Raw genomic sequence first — 15,310 nt, 5'->3', positions numbered from 1 at the left:
CTCTATTTTTTATTTTATTGAAGAAGTATCTAATAACATCTAAAATAAGTTTAACAACTATTACATCTATTGTGACTATCATAATTTCTTTAAATACTTACTAACTCCTAAAATAATTTTAGGGTATATATTTCCAAAAATAAAAAATATATACTAAAGATAGAAGTTACATTTTAAAATATAAAATGCTAAAATTATTTGTGTAAAATTATAGATATTAAAAATTCAAGGGGAGAGAATTAAGTATGAACGATATGTATAAAACATTATCAAATGGAGTAAAAATTCCATCAATTGGATTTGGAACATACAAATTAGGGGATTATGATGATACGATAAATTCAGTTAAAAATGCTATTAAAATGGGATATAGGCAAATTGATACAGCAGCTTTTTATAAAAATGAGGAAGCTGTAGGCTTAGGGATAAAAGAAAGTAAGATAAATAGAGAAGATATATTTTTAGTTACAAAATTATGGAATGATAATCATGGTTATGAAAATACTATGAAATCATTTAATGATTCAATAAAAAAACTTGGAGTAGATTATCTGGATTTATATTTAGTACATTGGCCAAACAAGTTAAATAGTGAAACTTGGAGAGCTTTTGAGGATTTATATAAAATGGGAAAGGTGAAAGCAATTGGTGTTTGTAATTTCAAAGAGGGACATATAGAAGAACTAAAGAAGACTGCAAATATAATGCCTATGGTTAACCAAATTGAAGTACATCCATATTGTACACAAAAGAATATAATTTCTTATTGTAAGGATAATAATATACAGGTTGTTGCTTGGGGACCAATAATGAGAGGGAGGATATTTTCAGATCCAATTATGATAAAATTATCTGATAAATATAATAAAAGTATACCTCAAATAACTTTAAGATGGCATTTGCAAAATGGAATAATTCCAATACCAAAGTCGTCAAATATAGAAAGAATTAAATCAAATCTAGATATATTTGATTTTGAAATTTCAGATGAAGATATGAATTTAATAAATAAATTAAATAAAGACGAACATGTATCAGGTGTACCAGAAAATACAACTTATTTGGATTTTAAATAATAATTTATTTTATAAATAAGATTTGAATAGTTACAAAAAATTAAATTACATAGTAAAAAATATTAATACATTAATTAGATATATTAATAAAAAAAGGAATAATATTAAATGATAAGTTGGAGTGATAACAATTTATTGTGTAATAAATAAAATATGAAATTTAAAATAAATTAAAAATACAAAAAAGATATTTTCATATATTTAATGAAAATATCTTTTTATTTTTTATATATTTAGTTTAATTCTTGAATGTCTTTTTCTATGATTTCAGAAGCTTTTTCTCTAGATTCAACATAAGTTAAATCTACTTTATCTAAAGGAATAACTTTAGTTTTATGTTTAATCTTATAATATATATATAAAGCGAAGAATAAAGGAATACCTATATAAGAAGCTACTAAACCTTTCCAATCGATACCTGATGGCTTTATACAGGAATAACCTTGACCAATTATTATTATAAGACACATTAAAAGTGCTAGGATAGGTCCAAAAGGATACCATTTAGCTTTATATTTTAATTCTTTTAAATCATGACCTTGATGAATATACGCTTTTCTAAATCTATAATGACAAACTGCTATACCAACCCATGCAATAAATCCTGCAAGACCAGATGCAGCAACTAGCCAAACATAAACAGTACTTTCTGCAAATATACCTGTTAAGAAACATGCAGAAGCTATTATAGTAGTTAAAACTAAAGCATTTACAGGAACGCCCCTTTTATTAGTTTTTGCAAACATCTTAGGAGCAAGTCCTTCTTTTGCCATAGAGTGAAGCATTCTACTTGATGCATACATACCAGAGTTACCAGCAGATAATACAGAAGTTAATATAACTGCATTCATAAGAGAAGCAGCACCAGCTATTCCAGCTTTTTCAAAAACCATAGTAAATGGACTTTCTGAAACTCCTGCTTGTGTAAAAGGTATTATAGCACCTAAAACTACTATAGTTCCTAAATAAAATATTAATATTCTCCAAAATATTGATTTTATAGCCTTTGGTATAGTTTTTTCAGGATTCTCACTTTCACCAGCAGCAACTCCTATAAGTTCTGTACCTTGGAATGAAAAACCAGCAACTAAAAATATTGCAAATATAGATTTAGCTCCACCATGAAATGGTCCATCAGCTATAAAATAATTATGAAAGCCTATTTCATCTGAACCCATTATTCCAAGAATCATTAGTACTCCTATTACTAAAAATATAATTACAGTAAGTACTTTTATTCCAGCAAACCAATATTCAGATTCTCCATAAGCTTTTGATGATAAAAAGTTTAATCCAACAATTATAAATAAAAATAATATACTCCAATAAAATCCTGGAACATGAGGGAACCAGTATTTCATAACTAAAGAACCTGCAACCATTTCAGCAGCTATTGTTATAGCCCAGTTGTACCAATAGTTCCATCCAAGTGCAAAGCCAAGTGCTGGATCTATAAACTTAGTTGCATAAGAACTAAATGAACCAGATATAGGCATATAAGTTGCCATTTCACCTAAGCTAGTTATTAAAAAATAAACCATTACTCCTATTAGACCATAAGCTAATAATGCTCCTCCAGGTCCTGCTTGATGAAGCGTATCTCCCATTGCAAGAAATATACCTGTTCCTATAGAACCACCTAAAGCTATCATGTTTAAGTGTCTTGCCTTTAATCCTCTTTTTAATTCGTGATTTTGTTCACTCATTTAAATTATCCTCCTTATGGTGTCAATTATAAATAAGTAACTAAGATAATAAAAATATTTTTACCAATAAAAAAGTCATGAGACTATACCCATGACATAAATACAAAAAGATCATACAAAAAGTACGAGGTTATCGTATGTTTTCATTGAAAATAGCTCTCCACAAAATGTGACAGTCTTATATATATTCTATATAAGCCCAGTAAATAGTATTAAAGCTATTAACTATTTACTTCGGCGAAATTTCCTTTCATATTACTTCATCGAGCTTACCTCCATAATACTAATCTTAAGTTTCGCGCCTCTATCTCAGTTATCTACTTGTTGTATTCAATTATAAATAAAATTTAAAATAAGTCAATATTAAAAATTATAGTTATAAAGTTAATTATTTTCAGATATTTAATATCAACTATATTAAATCAAATAGTCATGATTTTTTAGGAGTAATAATTATTAAAAAACTAGTTGTACATATTGTGTTGACTCATATAATTATAAATTTTTTCACCATGTTCTTGTTCTTCTTTTTGAATATGGTTTAAAACTTGTCTTACATTTTTATCTTTAAATTCAAATATAGCTGTATCATATGTAGATGATATATATTTTTCTGTACTAAGTGTGTCTTGACACAGCATTTTATCATGTTGATTAAATGGCATACCTTGAGACGCTTGTGAATTAAGGTTAGGCATAGCTGAATTAGTTTGACTATTTGAATTTTGATTTCCTTGGCTTTGACCTTGATTTACGTTAGGTACAGTACCACTTAACAATTGATTTATAGAATCCAAGTGTTGTTGTTCTTTTTGAGCAAGTTGATTAAATAAATTTTTTAGCTCAGAACAAGAAGCTTTTTGAGCATAATCCTTATATTTTTGAACACATAATTCTTCATGACTTTTTTCATCTTCTAATAACATTCTTTCTTTAGTAGTTAAATTTAACATAAAATACACCTCCAACGTTATTTTGTATCATAAATGAGATATTATTCAAAAACATATAGTAAATATACAAATAAAAATAGAAACTTAATATACATTTTATATACAATTAAGATAATTAGTATATAATTTTTATCTTATAAAAATTATATGTGTTAAAATTATTATATATTAAGTTAGAAAAATTACTTTTAAAGGAGTATAAAAAGTGAGAAATGAAAGCTTAAGTTTAAATAAAATAATAGATTCTAAAAAGTGGAATAATCTTCAAGATTATCTTTCTATAGTTACTAAAATGGCAATTGTTATTGTAGATTATAAAGGAAATCCAGTTACGAAGCACAGTGGCTGTCATAAATTTTGTGAAAGGGTAAGAGCTAACTCAAATCTAGCAAAACATTGTCAAAAGTGTGATTCAAGAGGAGGATTAGAAGCAGTACGATTAAACAAACCGTATATATATTTATGTCATTACAATATAGTTGATGTTGCAATTCCTATTATAATAGATGGTAAATATATTGGAGCTATTATGGCAGGTCAAGTAAAATTGTCAGATTCTAACTCTTGCGATGATTTAGAACAAATATTAAATATATCACATAAGTCATTAGATGAATATAATACAGAAGTATTAAAAGAATATTATGAAGAATTGCCAGTTTTATCTTATAGTGAAGTAAAAAATATTTCTAATATGTTATTTTACTTATCTAATTACATAGTTGAAGAAGCGCTAGACAAAAACTTAATTTTGGAAATGTATGAAAAATCCATAAAAAATGAATCGGAAATAAATTCTAAAATGTTTAAAGGATATAGTATAAAAAATATCAAAAATGTACAAAAAGAGATATCTAATGCTATTATAAATAGCTATATTACAGAAAATCAAGATAACGATTTTGATAAAATCTCTGTAAGCAAAACTTTAAGGCCAGCAATAGAATATATTTATAAAAATAAAAGTGAAAATATATCTATGGAAAAGATGGCAAACTTATGCCACGTAAGTCCTAGTTATTTTAGCCGGTTATTTTCAAAAGAGATAGGAGAAAATTTCTCAAGTTATATATCAAAGTTAAAAATTAAATGGGCGAAAAGTATTTTAGAAGAAACCGATATGCCTATTAATGAAATAAGTGAGGAACTTGGTTTTAGTGAAGCTGGATATTTTATAAAAATATTTAAAAAGTATGAGGGAGTTACACCATTTTCTTATAGAAAACAATTTAGAAAATAAATATAATTAGTTTAACACTATTATATCGTTAAAAAAATTACGAAAAGTATCAAAAATACAATTATACAAATTTAGGTCAAAAAATTACGGTTTTAAATCGTAACTTTTTAACATATGAGTCCAATGTAATTTTGTGAAAACGATATTACAATGAAAATAACTTAAAAAATAATAACATTTAATAAAATGTGAAGGAGAGATTAAGATGAGAAAAGCATTTATATGCCCTACAAAATATGTACAGGGACAAGATGAATTATTAAATTTAGGTTATTTTGTAAAAGTATTTGGGGACTCAGCTTTATTAATTGCTCATAAAGATGATATACAACGTGTTAAAAATAAATTAGATGCAACTGCAAAAAAATTTAATATAAATTTTGTAGAAAGTAACTTCAAAGGAGAATGTTCAAGACAAGAAGTAGCTAGATTACAAGAAATAGCTAAGAACAATAAATGTGCTTGTACAATAGGTCTTGGTGGTGGTAAAGCAATAGATACTGCTAAGTGTGTTGCACAAGGTGAAAATTTAATTATAGTTCCAACTATAGCTGCCACAGATGCTCCAACAAGTCATTCAGCAGTATTATACACACCAGAAGGAGAATTTGATGATTATGCATATTTCAAACAAAGTCCTAGTGTAGTACTTGTTGATACTACAGTTATAGCAAAAGCTCCTACTCGTTTCTTAGTTTCAGGAATGGGAGATGCATTATCAACATATTTTGAAGCAAGGGCTACATCAAGCTCATTTACAAAAGTAAATGCAGGATTACCTTGTGGTGTTAGAGAAGGTAAATGTGAAACAGCTATTGGAACTAATGCAGCATTAGCACTTGCTAAATTATGCTATGAAACTTTATTAAAAGATGGAGTAAAAGCAAAGCAGTCATGTGAATGTAATTTAGTAACTCAAGCGCTAGAAAATATTATAGAAACAAACATACTTTTATCAGGACTTGGATTTGAAAGTGGAGGATTAGCAGCAGCTCATGCAATTCATGACGGATTAACTATGTTAGAAGGAACACATAAGTATTTCCATGGGGAAAAGGTTGCATTTGGTACAATAGCACAATTAGTGTTAGAAAATGCTCCAACAGAAGAAATAAATCAAGTATTAGATTTCTGCTTAGAAATAGGATTACCTGTATGTTTGGAAGATATAGGAGTAGATAGTATTACCGAAGAAGAAGCTATTGCTGTTGCAGAAAAAGCTTGTATTCCAGAGGAATCAATATATGCTATGCCATTTCCAATAGATATAGAATCTGTAGCTGCAGCTATTATTACAGCTGACAAAATAGGAAAAACATATAAAAACAACAGAGGTATGTAATATGAAAAAGATAATAAATAAACCAGAAAATATAGTTATGGAGATGTGTAATGGAATAGCTATGGCACATCCAGAACTTGAATTTATAAAAAAATATAAAGTAATAAAGAAAAAAGATATAAATAAAAATAAAGTTAGTTTAATAAGTGGTGGAGGAAGTGGACATGAACCCGCACATGCAGGATTTGTAGGAAAAGGGATGCTAGATGCTGCTGTTTGTGGAGATGTATTTGCTTCACCATCTCAAATACAAATTTATCAAGCTATAAAAGCTACAGCAAGTGATAAGGGAACATTATTAATTATAAAAAATTATAGTGGAGATATGATGAACTTTAAAAATGCTGCTTATTTAGCAAGTGAAGATGGTATTAAGGTTGATTATGTAAAAGTAGATGATGATATAGCTGTTGAAGATAGTTTATATACTGTAGGAAGACGTGGTGTTGCAGGAACTGTATTAGTACATAAAATAGCTGGGGCAGCTGCACAAAGAGGAATGTCTTTAGAAGAAGTTAAAACTATTGCTGAAAAAGCAGCAAATAGTGTTAGAAGTATAGGATTTGCACTTACATCATGCACTGTTCCCGCAAAAGGTACTCCAACTTTTGAATTAGGTGAAGATGAGATAGAATTTGGAGTTGGAATACATGGAGAACCAGGAATAAGAAGAGAAAAAATAGCTTCAGCAGATGAATTAGCAATTAAAATGGTAAATGCTTTATTAAAAGATATGAATATAGATGGTAAAAAACAAGAAGAAGTTGCTTTAATGATTAATGGATTTGGAGCAACTCCACTACAAGAATTATATTTACTAAACAATTCAGTTTCTCGTGAGTTAAATAAAAGAAATGTTAAGATATATAGAACTTTTGTTGGAAACTATATGACTAGTATAGATATGGCTGGAGCATCTGTATCTATAATGAAAGTAGATGAACAATTAAAAGATTTATTATCTGAAATAAGTGAAGCACCAGCTTTTAAAGTTTCAGGACCTGTTGATACTGTAGAATATGTAGATATAGATGAATGTGATAAAAACTCTAAAGAAGTATCTTTTGAAGTCGAAACTAATGAAAGTTTTTCAAAAATTGAAGATAATAAATTAACTTTACAAAATATGATGTATATTGTAGATAAAATGAGTGAAGTTATTATAAAAAATGAAGTTCCATTTTGTGAGTTAGATTCTCATGCAGGAGATGGGGACTTTGGTATGAGTGTAGCAAAAGGATTTAAACAATTAAAAAGAGAGTGGAAAAATATAATTTCACATAAAAATTTAAATATAGGTGAATTTTTAAATGAATGCTCTATGGTAATCATGGAACACTGTGGTGGAGCATCAGGCCCAATATGGGGATCTGCATTTAGAGCAGCAGGGAAATCCACAGGAGAAAAAATGGAACTTACAGTTTCAGATTTTGCAAATATGATGCAATCAGCAGTTAATGGAATTCAATCTACAGGAGAGAGATCTTTTAGTCGTGGAGCTGTAGTTGGAGATAAGACTTTAATAGATGCATTAGTTCCATGTGCAGATTCATGGAAATTAAGTGCAAATGAAAATGATAGTTTCAAGGTAGCTTTTGAAAAGGGAGCTAAAAAAGCTGTTGGAGGTGCAAAAGCAACTGAGAACATAGTAGCACGTATGGGGCGTGCAGGAACTGTAGGCGATAGAAGTTTAGGATATCCAGATGCAGGAGCATATGGATTAGGTGTTATATTTACAGAAATAGCAAATAACTTAAAATAGATATCTCATAAATTTCAAATTAGAAAGAGTTACTCAATAAATAAAAAAAGTTGAGTAACTCTTTTTTATATATATAAATTACACTTAATATTTAAAAAATTTAAAATCTATAACGTATGTTACATACTTAACTTTAGTTAAAGGTTATAATAAGGTTATTAAAAAGATGAAAGGAAGAAAATCAAATGAGTAAATTTTTAGCACCAATACACACATGGCTTTTTAATAAAATTATGTTAGCACAAGATTTAGAAAAAGATATAATAAAATTACACATAGATAAATATAAAGATGAAGCTAAAGAGGTAAAAGAAGAATCTATTAGGTTATATGGAAACTATATACCTAAAAAACCTTTAGAAGATTTAATAGATACTAATAATATACATGGATGGCTACAGCAAAAAATAAAAGAGGTAGAAAGTAGAAGTTCATATATAATAACTAAGTATTATGAGATCTTTAAAGATGAAAGTGAAGAAATAACACAAAGTGCATATGTTAATCAAGCAAAAAGATGTGCAGAATATGAAAATAATAAAATTGATTCACCAGAAGATGTCTATATATCTTTAAATAATTATATATTATCAGGTATGCCTTGTGATAGAGCAAATTCTGTTACTGAAAGAAATGAAAGCTATATAGTTTATGAACAAGAAGGATGTATACACAAAGCTAATTATGAATTAGGAAAAGCAAATTTAGATTATATGAGCCAACTTAGAGATTTATGGGTAAATACGTTCATAGAAAACTTAGAAATAAAATATATATACGAAAAGCAAATAAATGGTAAAATAACTATTAATACAATAAGAAAGGGATAAAGTTATATGAGTAATTATGGAAATCTACAAAAAATTAAAGATGGTAAAAGAACTTATGCTATAACTCCTCATATACCAGGTGGGTTTGTACTTCCAGAAACTCTTATAAAGATAGCTGAAGTGGCTAAGAAATATAAAGGGGTAATTAAATTAACATCAGGTCAAAGAATACTTATAACTAATTTAAAACAAGAAGATTTAGAGAGTATATGGGATGAGTTAGGGATGGAGCCTGCTGTTAAAAACCAAAATTCAGTTAAAAATGTAGAGATTTGTCCAGCTAACTTTTGTAAACGTTCAAAATATCCTACTATAGGAATAGGAATGAAAATAAGCAAGAATTTTCATGGTATGATATTGCCAAATAGAACCAAAATCGGTGTAGCAGGATGTAGAAATGCATGTACTAGTGTATATTCTAAAGATATTGGAGTAATAGTAGATATAGATGGAAAGTTTTTTGTAACAGTAGGAGGTAGTGCTGGATTTTACCCGAGAAGTTCAGATATAGTAACTAAGGGTTTAAGTGAAGAAGAAGCTTATAACTTAGTAAAAGTAATACTAGATTATTATAATGAATATGGACAAATGGGTGAAAAACTTGGAGACTTTGTAGACAGAATTAAAATAGAGAAATTTAGAGAAGATGTACTTAAAATATCAAATTTAAAGGAGTGTTTATAATATGATAACTAAAGATACAATAATAGCAGATATAATAAAAATGAGACCTGATGCAGCTCAAATACTTATGAGCTATGGAATGGGATGTATAGGATGCCCATCAGCACAAATGGAAAAATTAGAGCAAGCTTGTGAAATACATGGATTAGATTTAGAAGAAGTTTTAAAAAAATTAAATGAAAATTAAAAAATAGAAAATGCCTTAACTAACTTTAAAGTTAGTTAAGGCATTTTTTAATATGTAAATTTTATTATCTATAATTATAGATTAGTTATAAATAAGAAAATATACATATTTTAAATATTATAAATTAGCCAATTCTTTTTGAAATTCATCAGAAAGATTATTTTTATTATTAGGATTAAAATTATTTAAAGTTGAAATCCATACATTTACTACTGAACTTATTTCATTAGATATCACAGATGAATTATCAATATTATCAAAAGATAAAATTTTAGTTAATAAATATTTTCTTAATTCCTCATGATTTAGATAATCATATCTACTTCCACATTTATCACAATAATTAGAATAAGCATCATATACTTGGGCTAAGTAACGTTCTTTTTGAGTTAGATTTTTAGAATCTTTTATTTTATTTAGAAATTCTGTTAAATCTTGTTTTTTATTGTGAAGAGGGAAGTCTAATTCAAGTTCTTCAACTTCATCAATATAATTATATGAGAAAGTTATCTCTTTTAAATCTTTTATTAGATTTTCATCAAAATTTCTTTCTTCTTCTGAAGCTTTTGTTATAAGTTTTTTTAATTGAATAATAGTATATTCAATTGTAAAGTTACATAATTGTTCTTCTAATTCTACACTTTTTGTTAATTGATTGTTATTATTTTGCATTCTTACCACTCCTTTTTAATTCTATACTTATAATAATAGAAATAATAACATTATTTGTAAGTAACCTAAGTTACGAATAAAGTGTTTTATAACGGGCACAATATAATTAAAGAGATGAAATATGAAAATTTATAATTAAATCCATATTCAGAAATAATTTATATTAATTTTGGAAATAATAATAACAAATTAATACAGGGAGGATGAAATAATGGATTATCCAATGTTTTGTTATCAATGTGAACAAACATTAGGAGGTAAAGGTTGTACTAAAATAGGTGTTTGTGGAAAAAGTCCAGAGATAGCTGCACTTCAGGACTTACTAATATATCAAGTAAAAGGAATTAGTTGTTATGCAAAAGAACTTATAGAAAAAGGCGAGAAAATAGACAAAGATATAGTTAGCTTTGTTGAAAATAGTCTGTTTACAACTTTAACTAATGTTAACTTCGATGGTGATGTTCATGAGAATATGCTTAGAAAATCTCAAGAAATAAAACAAAATTTAAGAAGTAAAGTAAAGGCAAATAAAGTTTGCTGTGATCAAGCTACATATAATTTAAGTAATACTAGAAATCAAATGTTAGAAGATGCTAAAAAGGCTGGAATAATGTATGATCAAGAACTAGATGCGGATATACGTTCATTAAGACAAACAATAATATATGGTCTTAAAGGAATCTCAGCATATGGACATCAAGCTAGAGAATTAGGATATTATAATGATCAAGTAGATGAATTTTACTTTAGAGCATTAGCAGCTACTACAGATGATAAATTAACAGTTGAAGATTTAATAACATGGACTATGAGAACAGGAGATATGAGTGTTGCTGTTATGCAAAAATTAGATGAAGCAAACACAACTACATATAATAACCCTTCTCCTCATAAAGTAAATGTCAATGTAAAAAAAGGCCCATTTATAGTAGTATCAGGACATGACTTAAAAGATTTAGAAATGTTACTTAAACAAACTGAAGGAAAAGGTATAAATATATACACTCATGGTGAGATGATACCTTGTCATGGATATCCAGAGCTGAATAAATATCCTCATTTAGTAGGAAACTTTGGAGGAGCATGGCAAGATCAGCAAAAAGAATTTGACAACATACCTGGGTGTATATTAATGACAACTAATTGTTTAATGAAACCTAGAGATTCATATAAAGATAGAATATTTACAACTAGTGTAGTTGGATGGGATGGAGTCAAATATATAGGAAAAACTGAAGATGGTCAAAAAGACTTTAGTGAAATAATCAATAAAGCATTAGAGCTTGGTGGATTTAAAGAAGATCAAGAACCACATGAAATACTAGTTGGATTTGGACATAATGCAACTTTAAGTAATGCACCTGCTATAATAGATGCAATTAAGTCAGGAAAGCTAAGACATTTCTTCTTAATAGGTGGATGTGATGGAGCAAGACCAGGAAGAAATTATTATACTGAGTTTGCAAAGAAAGTACCTGAGGATTGTATAATACTTACATTAGCATGTGGTAAATATAGATTTAATAAATTAGAATTTGGTGAGGTTGCAGGACTTCCAAGGTTACTTGATGTTGGTCAATGTAATGATGCATATTCAGCAGTAAGGATAGCATTGGCCTTAGCAGATGCATTTGACACTGATGTAAATAGCTTACCACTTTCTATAATATTATCTTGGTACGAACAAAAAGCAGTAGCTGATTTATTAGCTTTATTATCACTAGATATAAAAGGAATATATCTTGGACCTTCATTACCTGCTTTTTTAAGTCCAAATGTACTTCAATATTTAATTGATAGATTTAATATAAAGCCTATAAGCACACCTGAAAAAGATTTAGCATCATGCTTAGAGGTTCCTATAAATTAAAGTATAGATATGGTATTTAAAACTGGATAAAAATTTATTTTAAATCCAGATAATTTTTTATAGTTTAATACAAGAGTAGAACATAAATTGAAAGATAGATAGTTTAGTTCTTTTCTTGTTACAATAATATTTTAAAACAATCAGGAGGTAGTTATGAAAGCTTTTGTGGATAAAGAAACTTGTATAGGGTGTGAAGCTTGTGCTAGTATATCACCAGAAATATATAGTATGGATGATGATGGTAAATCAGTTGCAATAGAAGGAGATATACCTGAAGATAAGCTTGAAGAAGCTCAAGAAGGAAGAGATGCTTGTCCAGTAGATGCTATAAGCATACATGAATAATCTTATAAATAAAAAAGAACTAATCTTAAAATTAAGATTAGTTCTTTTTTATTTATAAGATTAAGCTATTAAATTTATAAAAATACATAATTATATTATCTGTCTAAAGAGAATTTTTAGACTTTTACAACATTTTTTCTATAAGTTTTAACCTAATAATACTGGGTATCTAGATAACATAAACATAAGTAATATCAATTATTCTAGGGGTAGCATAATTAATATTATAAAATTAAATATACAGGAGATGATTAAGATGAAAGAGGTACAAGCGGCTAAAAAGAATTCGCTTACTTTATTTGCGTTCTTTGCAATGACCGCATCAATGGTTATGACAGTTTACGAATACCCTACATTCGCAACTTCAGGATTCCATTTAGTATTCTTCCTTTTACTTGGGGGTATATTATGGTTCTTACCAGTTGCTTTATGTGCCGCAGAAATGGCTACAGTTGAAGGCTGGCAAGAAGGAGGTATATTTGCATGGGTTGGAAACACATTAGGAGAAAAATTTGGTTTTGCAGCGATATTCTTCCAATGGTTTCAAATAACAGTTGGATTTGTTACAATGATTTATTTTATACTAGGTTGTGTTTCATACATATTTAATTGGAATTCATTAAACAATGTTCCTTTTATAAAATTTATTGGAGTATTAGTAATATTTTGGGCATTAACATTTTCACAATTAGGTGGTACTAAAAATACAGCTAAAATAGCAAAAGCTGGATTTATATTTGGGATATTAATACCAGCAATAATTTTATTTGCATTATCAATAGCTTATATAGTACAAGGAAATCCTGTAGACGTAAAAATAGGAGCAAAATACTTTGTACCTGATTTTTCAAAAGTAGATACATTAGTTGTTTTTGTTTCATTTATACTTGCTTATATGGGTGTTGAAGCATCAGCTTCACATGTAAATGAGTTACAGGATGCTCACAAGAACTATCCATTAGCTATGATTATATTAGTTGTGTTAGCAATAATTTTAAATACTATAGGTGGTTTAACTGTTGCAGCTGTAGTTCCACAAAGTAAATTAAGTTTAAGTGCAGGAGTTGTTGAAACATTTAAAGCTTTAGTTTTACATTTTGCACCTAATGGTACATGGCTTGTAAAATTAATTGCTATATTATTAGCACTAGGAGTAATGGGTGAAGTTAGTGCATGGGTTGTAGGACCTTCAAGAGGTATGTATGCAGCAGCTCAAAAAGGTATTTTACCTAAATCTCTAACAAAAACAAATGAACATAATGTTCCTATTAACTTAGTTTTCGTACAAGGTATAATAGTTACAATATGGGCAGCAGTACTTACTTTCGGTGGTGGAGGAAATAACGTATCATTCCTTACAGCTATATCATTAACAGTTGTTATATACTTAGTTGGATACTTATTATTCTTCATAGGATATTTTATATTAGTACTTAAAAAAGGTAATTTAAAACGTGCTTATCACGTACCAGGAGGAAAAACATTTAAATTAATAGTAGCAGCATGTGGTTTCTTAACTTCAATATTTGCATTAGCTATTTCTTTTGTTCCTCCAAGTGAATTAAATAGCAAAAGTGCACATGAATATTTAACTATATTAATTATAAGTTTTATTATAACAGTATTAATACCATTTGTAATATATGCTATTACATCTAAAAAAAGAGATGTAAAAGCAACTAAATAATTTTTAATTTATTATCTAATTTTAAAAAATTAATATATTCAAATATAATAGGAGGCTTTAAAAATGTTATTCGGAAAACAAGATAGACTAGGAGATAAATACAATACGCCAATATTTGGGACAACAGAATCTGGCTCTAGTGTACCTAAAGATGTATTAGGGAAAGATTCTATTGCACCAAATGTAGCTTACAGATTAATAAAAGATGAATTAATGAACGAAGGAAATGCAAGACTTAACTTATGTACATTCTGTCAAACATATATGGAAGATGAAGCAACTAAGCTTATGGCAGAAACATTAGAAAAAAATGCAATAGATAAATCAGAATATCCACAAACAACAGAAATGGAAAATAGATGTGTTAATATGATAGCTGATTTATGGCATGCACCAAAAGATTTAAATTATATAGGAACATCAACAGTAGGATCATCAGAAGCATGTATGCTTGGTGGTATGGCTATGAAATTCAGATGGAGAAATAGAGCAAAAAAATTAGGAATGGACGTTACAAGTAGAAAACCAAACTTAGTAGTATCTTCAGGATTTCAAGTTTGTTGGGAAAAATTCTGTGTATACTGGGATATAGAAATGCGTTTAGTTCCAATGGACGAAGAACATATGAGCTTGAATATAGACAAAGTTTTAGATTATGTAGATGATTACACAATAGGTGTTGTAGCATTACAAGGTATAACATATACAGGAAAATTTGATGATATAAAAGCATTAGATGCATTACTTGAAGAATACAATAAAACAGCTAAAATAACAGTACCAATACATGTTGATGCTGCATCAGGTGGGCTATTTACACCATTTATAAATCCAGAGATGGAATGGGATTTTAGATTAAAAAATGTAGTATCAATAAGTACATCAGGACATAAATACGGATTAGTTTACCCAGGTATAGGATGGGTAATATGGAAAGACGAAGAGTACTTACCAAA

The 15,310-nt window shown here is 28.2% G+C and carries 14 protein-coding genes and 1 riboswitch; of the genes, 11 read left to right on the top strand and 3 right to left on the bottom strand.

From position 1 onward, the window contains the following. Positions 1–245 precede the first annotated feature (245 nt). On the top strand, positions 246–1,076 hold the full coding sequence (locus H8891_RS09830) for an aldo/keto reductase (protein ID WP_187006319.1): 831 nt from the start codon (positions 246–248) through the stop codon (positions 1,074–1,076). 233 nt (positions 1,077–1,309) lie between these two features. Here the strand turns inward: H8891_RS09830 and H8891_RS09825 are convergent, their stop codons facing one another. Together H8891_RS09825 and H8891_RS09820 are read right to left on the bottom strand one after the other, a co-directional pair. Next, on the bottom strand, positions 1,310–2,782 hold the full coding sequence (locus tag H8891_RS09825) for an amino acid permease (RefSeq protein ID WP_187006318.1): 1,473 nt from the start codon (positions 2,780–2,782) through the stop codon (positions 1,310–1,312). 145 nt (positions 2,783–2,927) lie between these two features. After that, a riboswitch (Lysine riboswitch) is annotated at positions 2,928–3,097 on the bottom strand. A gap of 149 nt (positions 3,098–3,246) precedes the next feature. Then, positions 3,247–3,735, bottom strand: coding sequence for a spore coat protein (locus tag H8891_RS09820; RefSeq protein ID WP_187006317.1), 489 nt, complete (start codon positions 3,733–3,735; stop codon positions 3,247–3,249). 205 nt (positions 3,736–3,940) lie between these two features. On the opposite strand from H8891_RS09820, the gene H8891_RS09815 reads away from it, so the two are divergent. The 6 genes from H8891_RS09815 (at position 3,941) to H8891_RS09790 (ending at position 9,780) form a co-directional block, all read left to right on the top strand. Further along, positions 3,941–4,975: a PocR ligand-binding domain-containing protein gene (locus tag H8891_RS09815; RefSeq protein ID WP_187006316.1), complete on the top strand. Its 1,035-nt coding sequence runs from the start codon at positions 3,941–3,943 to the stop codon at positions 4,973–4,975. A gap of 205 nt (positions 4,976–5,180) precedes the next feature. Further along, positions 5,181–6,317, top strand: a complete 1,137-nt coding sequence (locus H8891_RS09810; RefSeq protein WP_147546640.1) for a glycerol dehydrogenase — start codon at positions 5,181–5,183, stop codon at positions 6,315–6,317. 1 nt (position 6,318) lies between these two features. Then, the gene (gene dhaK / locus H8891_RS09805) at positions 6,319–8,079 is read left to right on the top strand and encodes a dihydroxyacetone kinase subunit DhaK (protein ID WP_187006315.1); all 1,761 of its coding nucleotides are present in this window, start codon (positions 6,319–6,321) and stop codon (positions 8,077–8,079) included. A gap of 185 nt (positions 8,080–8,264) precedes the next feature. Further along, on the top strand, positions 8,265–8,909 hold the full coding sequence (locus tag H8891_RS09800; RefSeq protein ID WP_187006314.1) for a hypothetical protein: 645 nt from the start codon (positions 8,265–8,267) through the stop codon (positions 8,907–8,909). Between the two features lie 6 nt (positions 8,910–8,915). Further along, positions 8,916–9,593, top strand: coding sequence for a nitrite/sulfite reductase domain-containing protein (locus H8891_RS09795; RefSeq protein ID WP_187006313.1), 678 nt, complete (start codon positions 8,916–8,918; stop codon positions 9,591–9,593). Position 9,594: 1 nt separating this feature from the next. Next, entirely contained in the window at positions 9,595–9,780 is a 186-nt protein-coding gene (locus H8891_RS09790; RefSeq protein WP_147546632.1) for a DUF1858 domain-containing protein, read from the top strand. A 117-nt stretch (positions 9,781–9,897) separates the two neighbouring features. On the opposite strand, the gene H8891_RS09785 is transcribed toward H8891_RS09790, so the two are convergent. After that, complete coding sequence (locus tag H8891_RS09785) at positions 9,898–10,452, bottom strand: hypothetical protein (RefSeq protein ID WP_187006312.1); 555 nt, start codon at positions 10,450–10,452, stop codon at positions 9,898–9,900. Positions 10,453–10,663: 211 nt separating this feature from the next. On the opposite strand from H8891_RS09785, the gene hcp reads away from it, so the two are divergent. The 4 genes from hcp to H8891_RS09765 all read left to right on the top strand — a co-directional run. After that, a complete protein-coding gene (gene hcp, locus H8891_RS09780; RefSeq protein WP_187006311.1) occupies positions 10,664–12,322 on the top strand; it encodes a hydroxylamine reductase in 1,659 nt (552 codons plus the stop codon). A gap of 153 nt (positions 12,323–12,475) precedes the next feature. After that, positions 12,476–12,667 carry a ferredoxin gene (locus H8891_RS09775; protein WP_147546630.1) on the top strand — a complete coding sequence of 64 codons (192 nt, stop codon included), beginning with the start codon at positions 12,476–12,478 and terminating at the stop codon, positions 12,665–12,667. 256 nt (positions 12,668–12,923) lie between these two features. Next, positions 12,924–14,354 (top strand): glutamate:gamma-aminobutyrate antiporter, encoded by a 1,431-nt coding sequence (gene gadC / locus H8891_RS09770; RefSeq protein WP_187006310.1) that lies wholly within the window; start codon positions 12,924–12,926, stop codon positions 14,352–14,354. Between the two features lie 63 nt (positions 14,355–14,417). After that, a partial coding sequence (locus tag H8891_RS09765; RefSeq protein WP_187006309.1) for a glutamate decarboxylase occupies positions 14,418–15,310 on the top strand: 893 nt, incomplete at its 3' end.

Source organism: Paeniclostridium hominis (genome assembly GCF_014306135.1).
Lineage (GTDB): Bacteria > Bacillota > Clostridia > Peptostreptococcales > Peptostreptococcaceae > Paraclostridium > Paraclostridium hominis.
The sequence above is the reverse complement of the archived record's forward strand: the minus strand, read 5'-3'. Positions and strand labels throughout refer to the sequence as shown.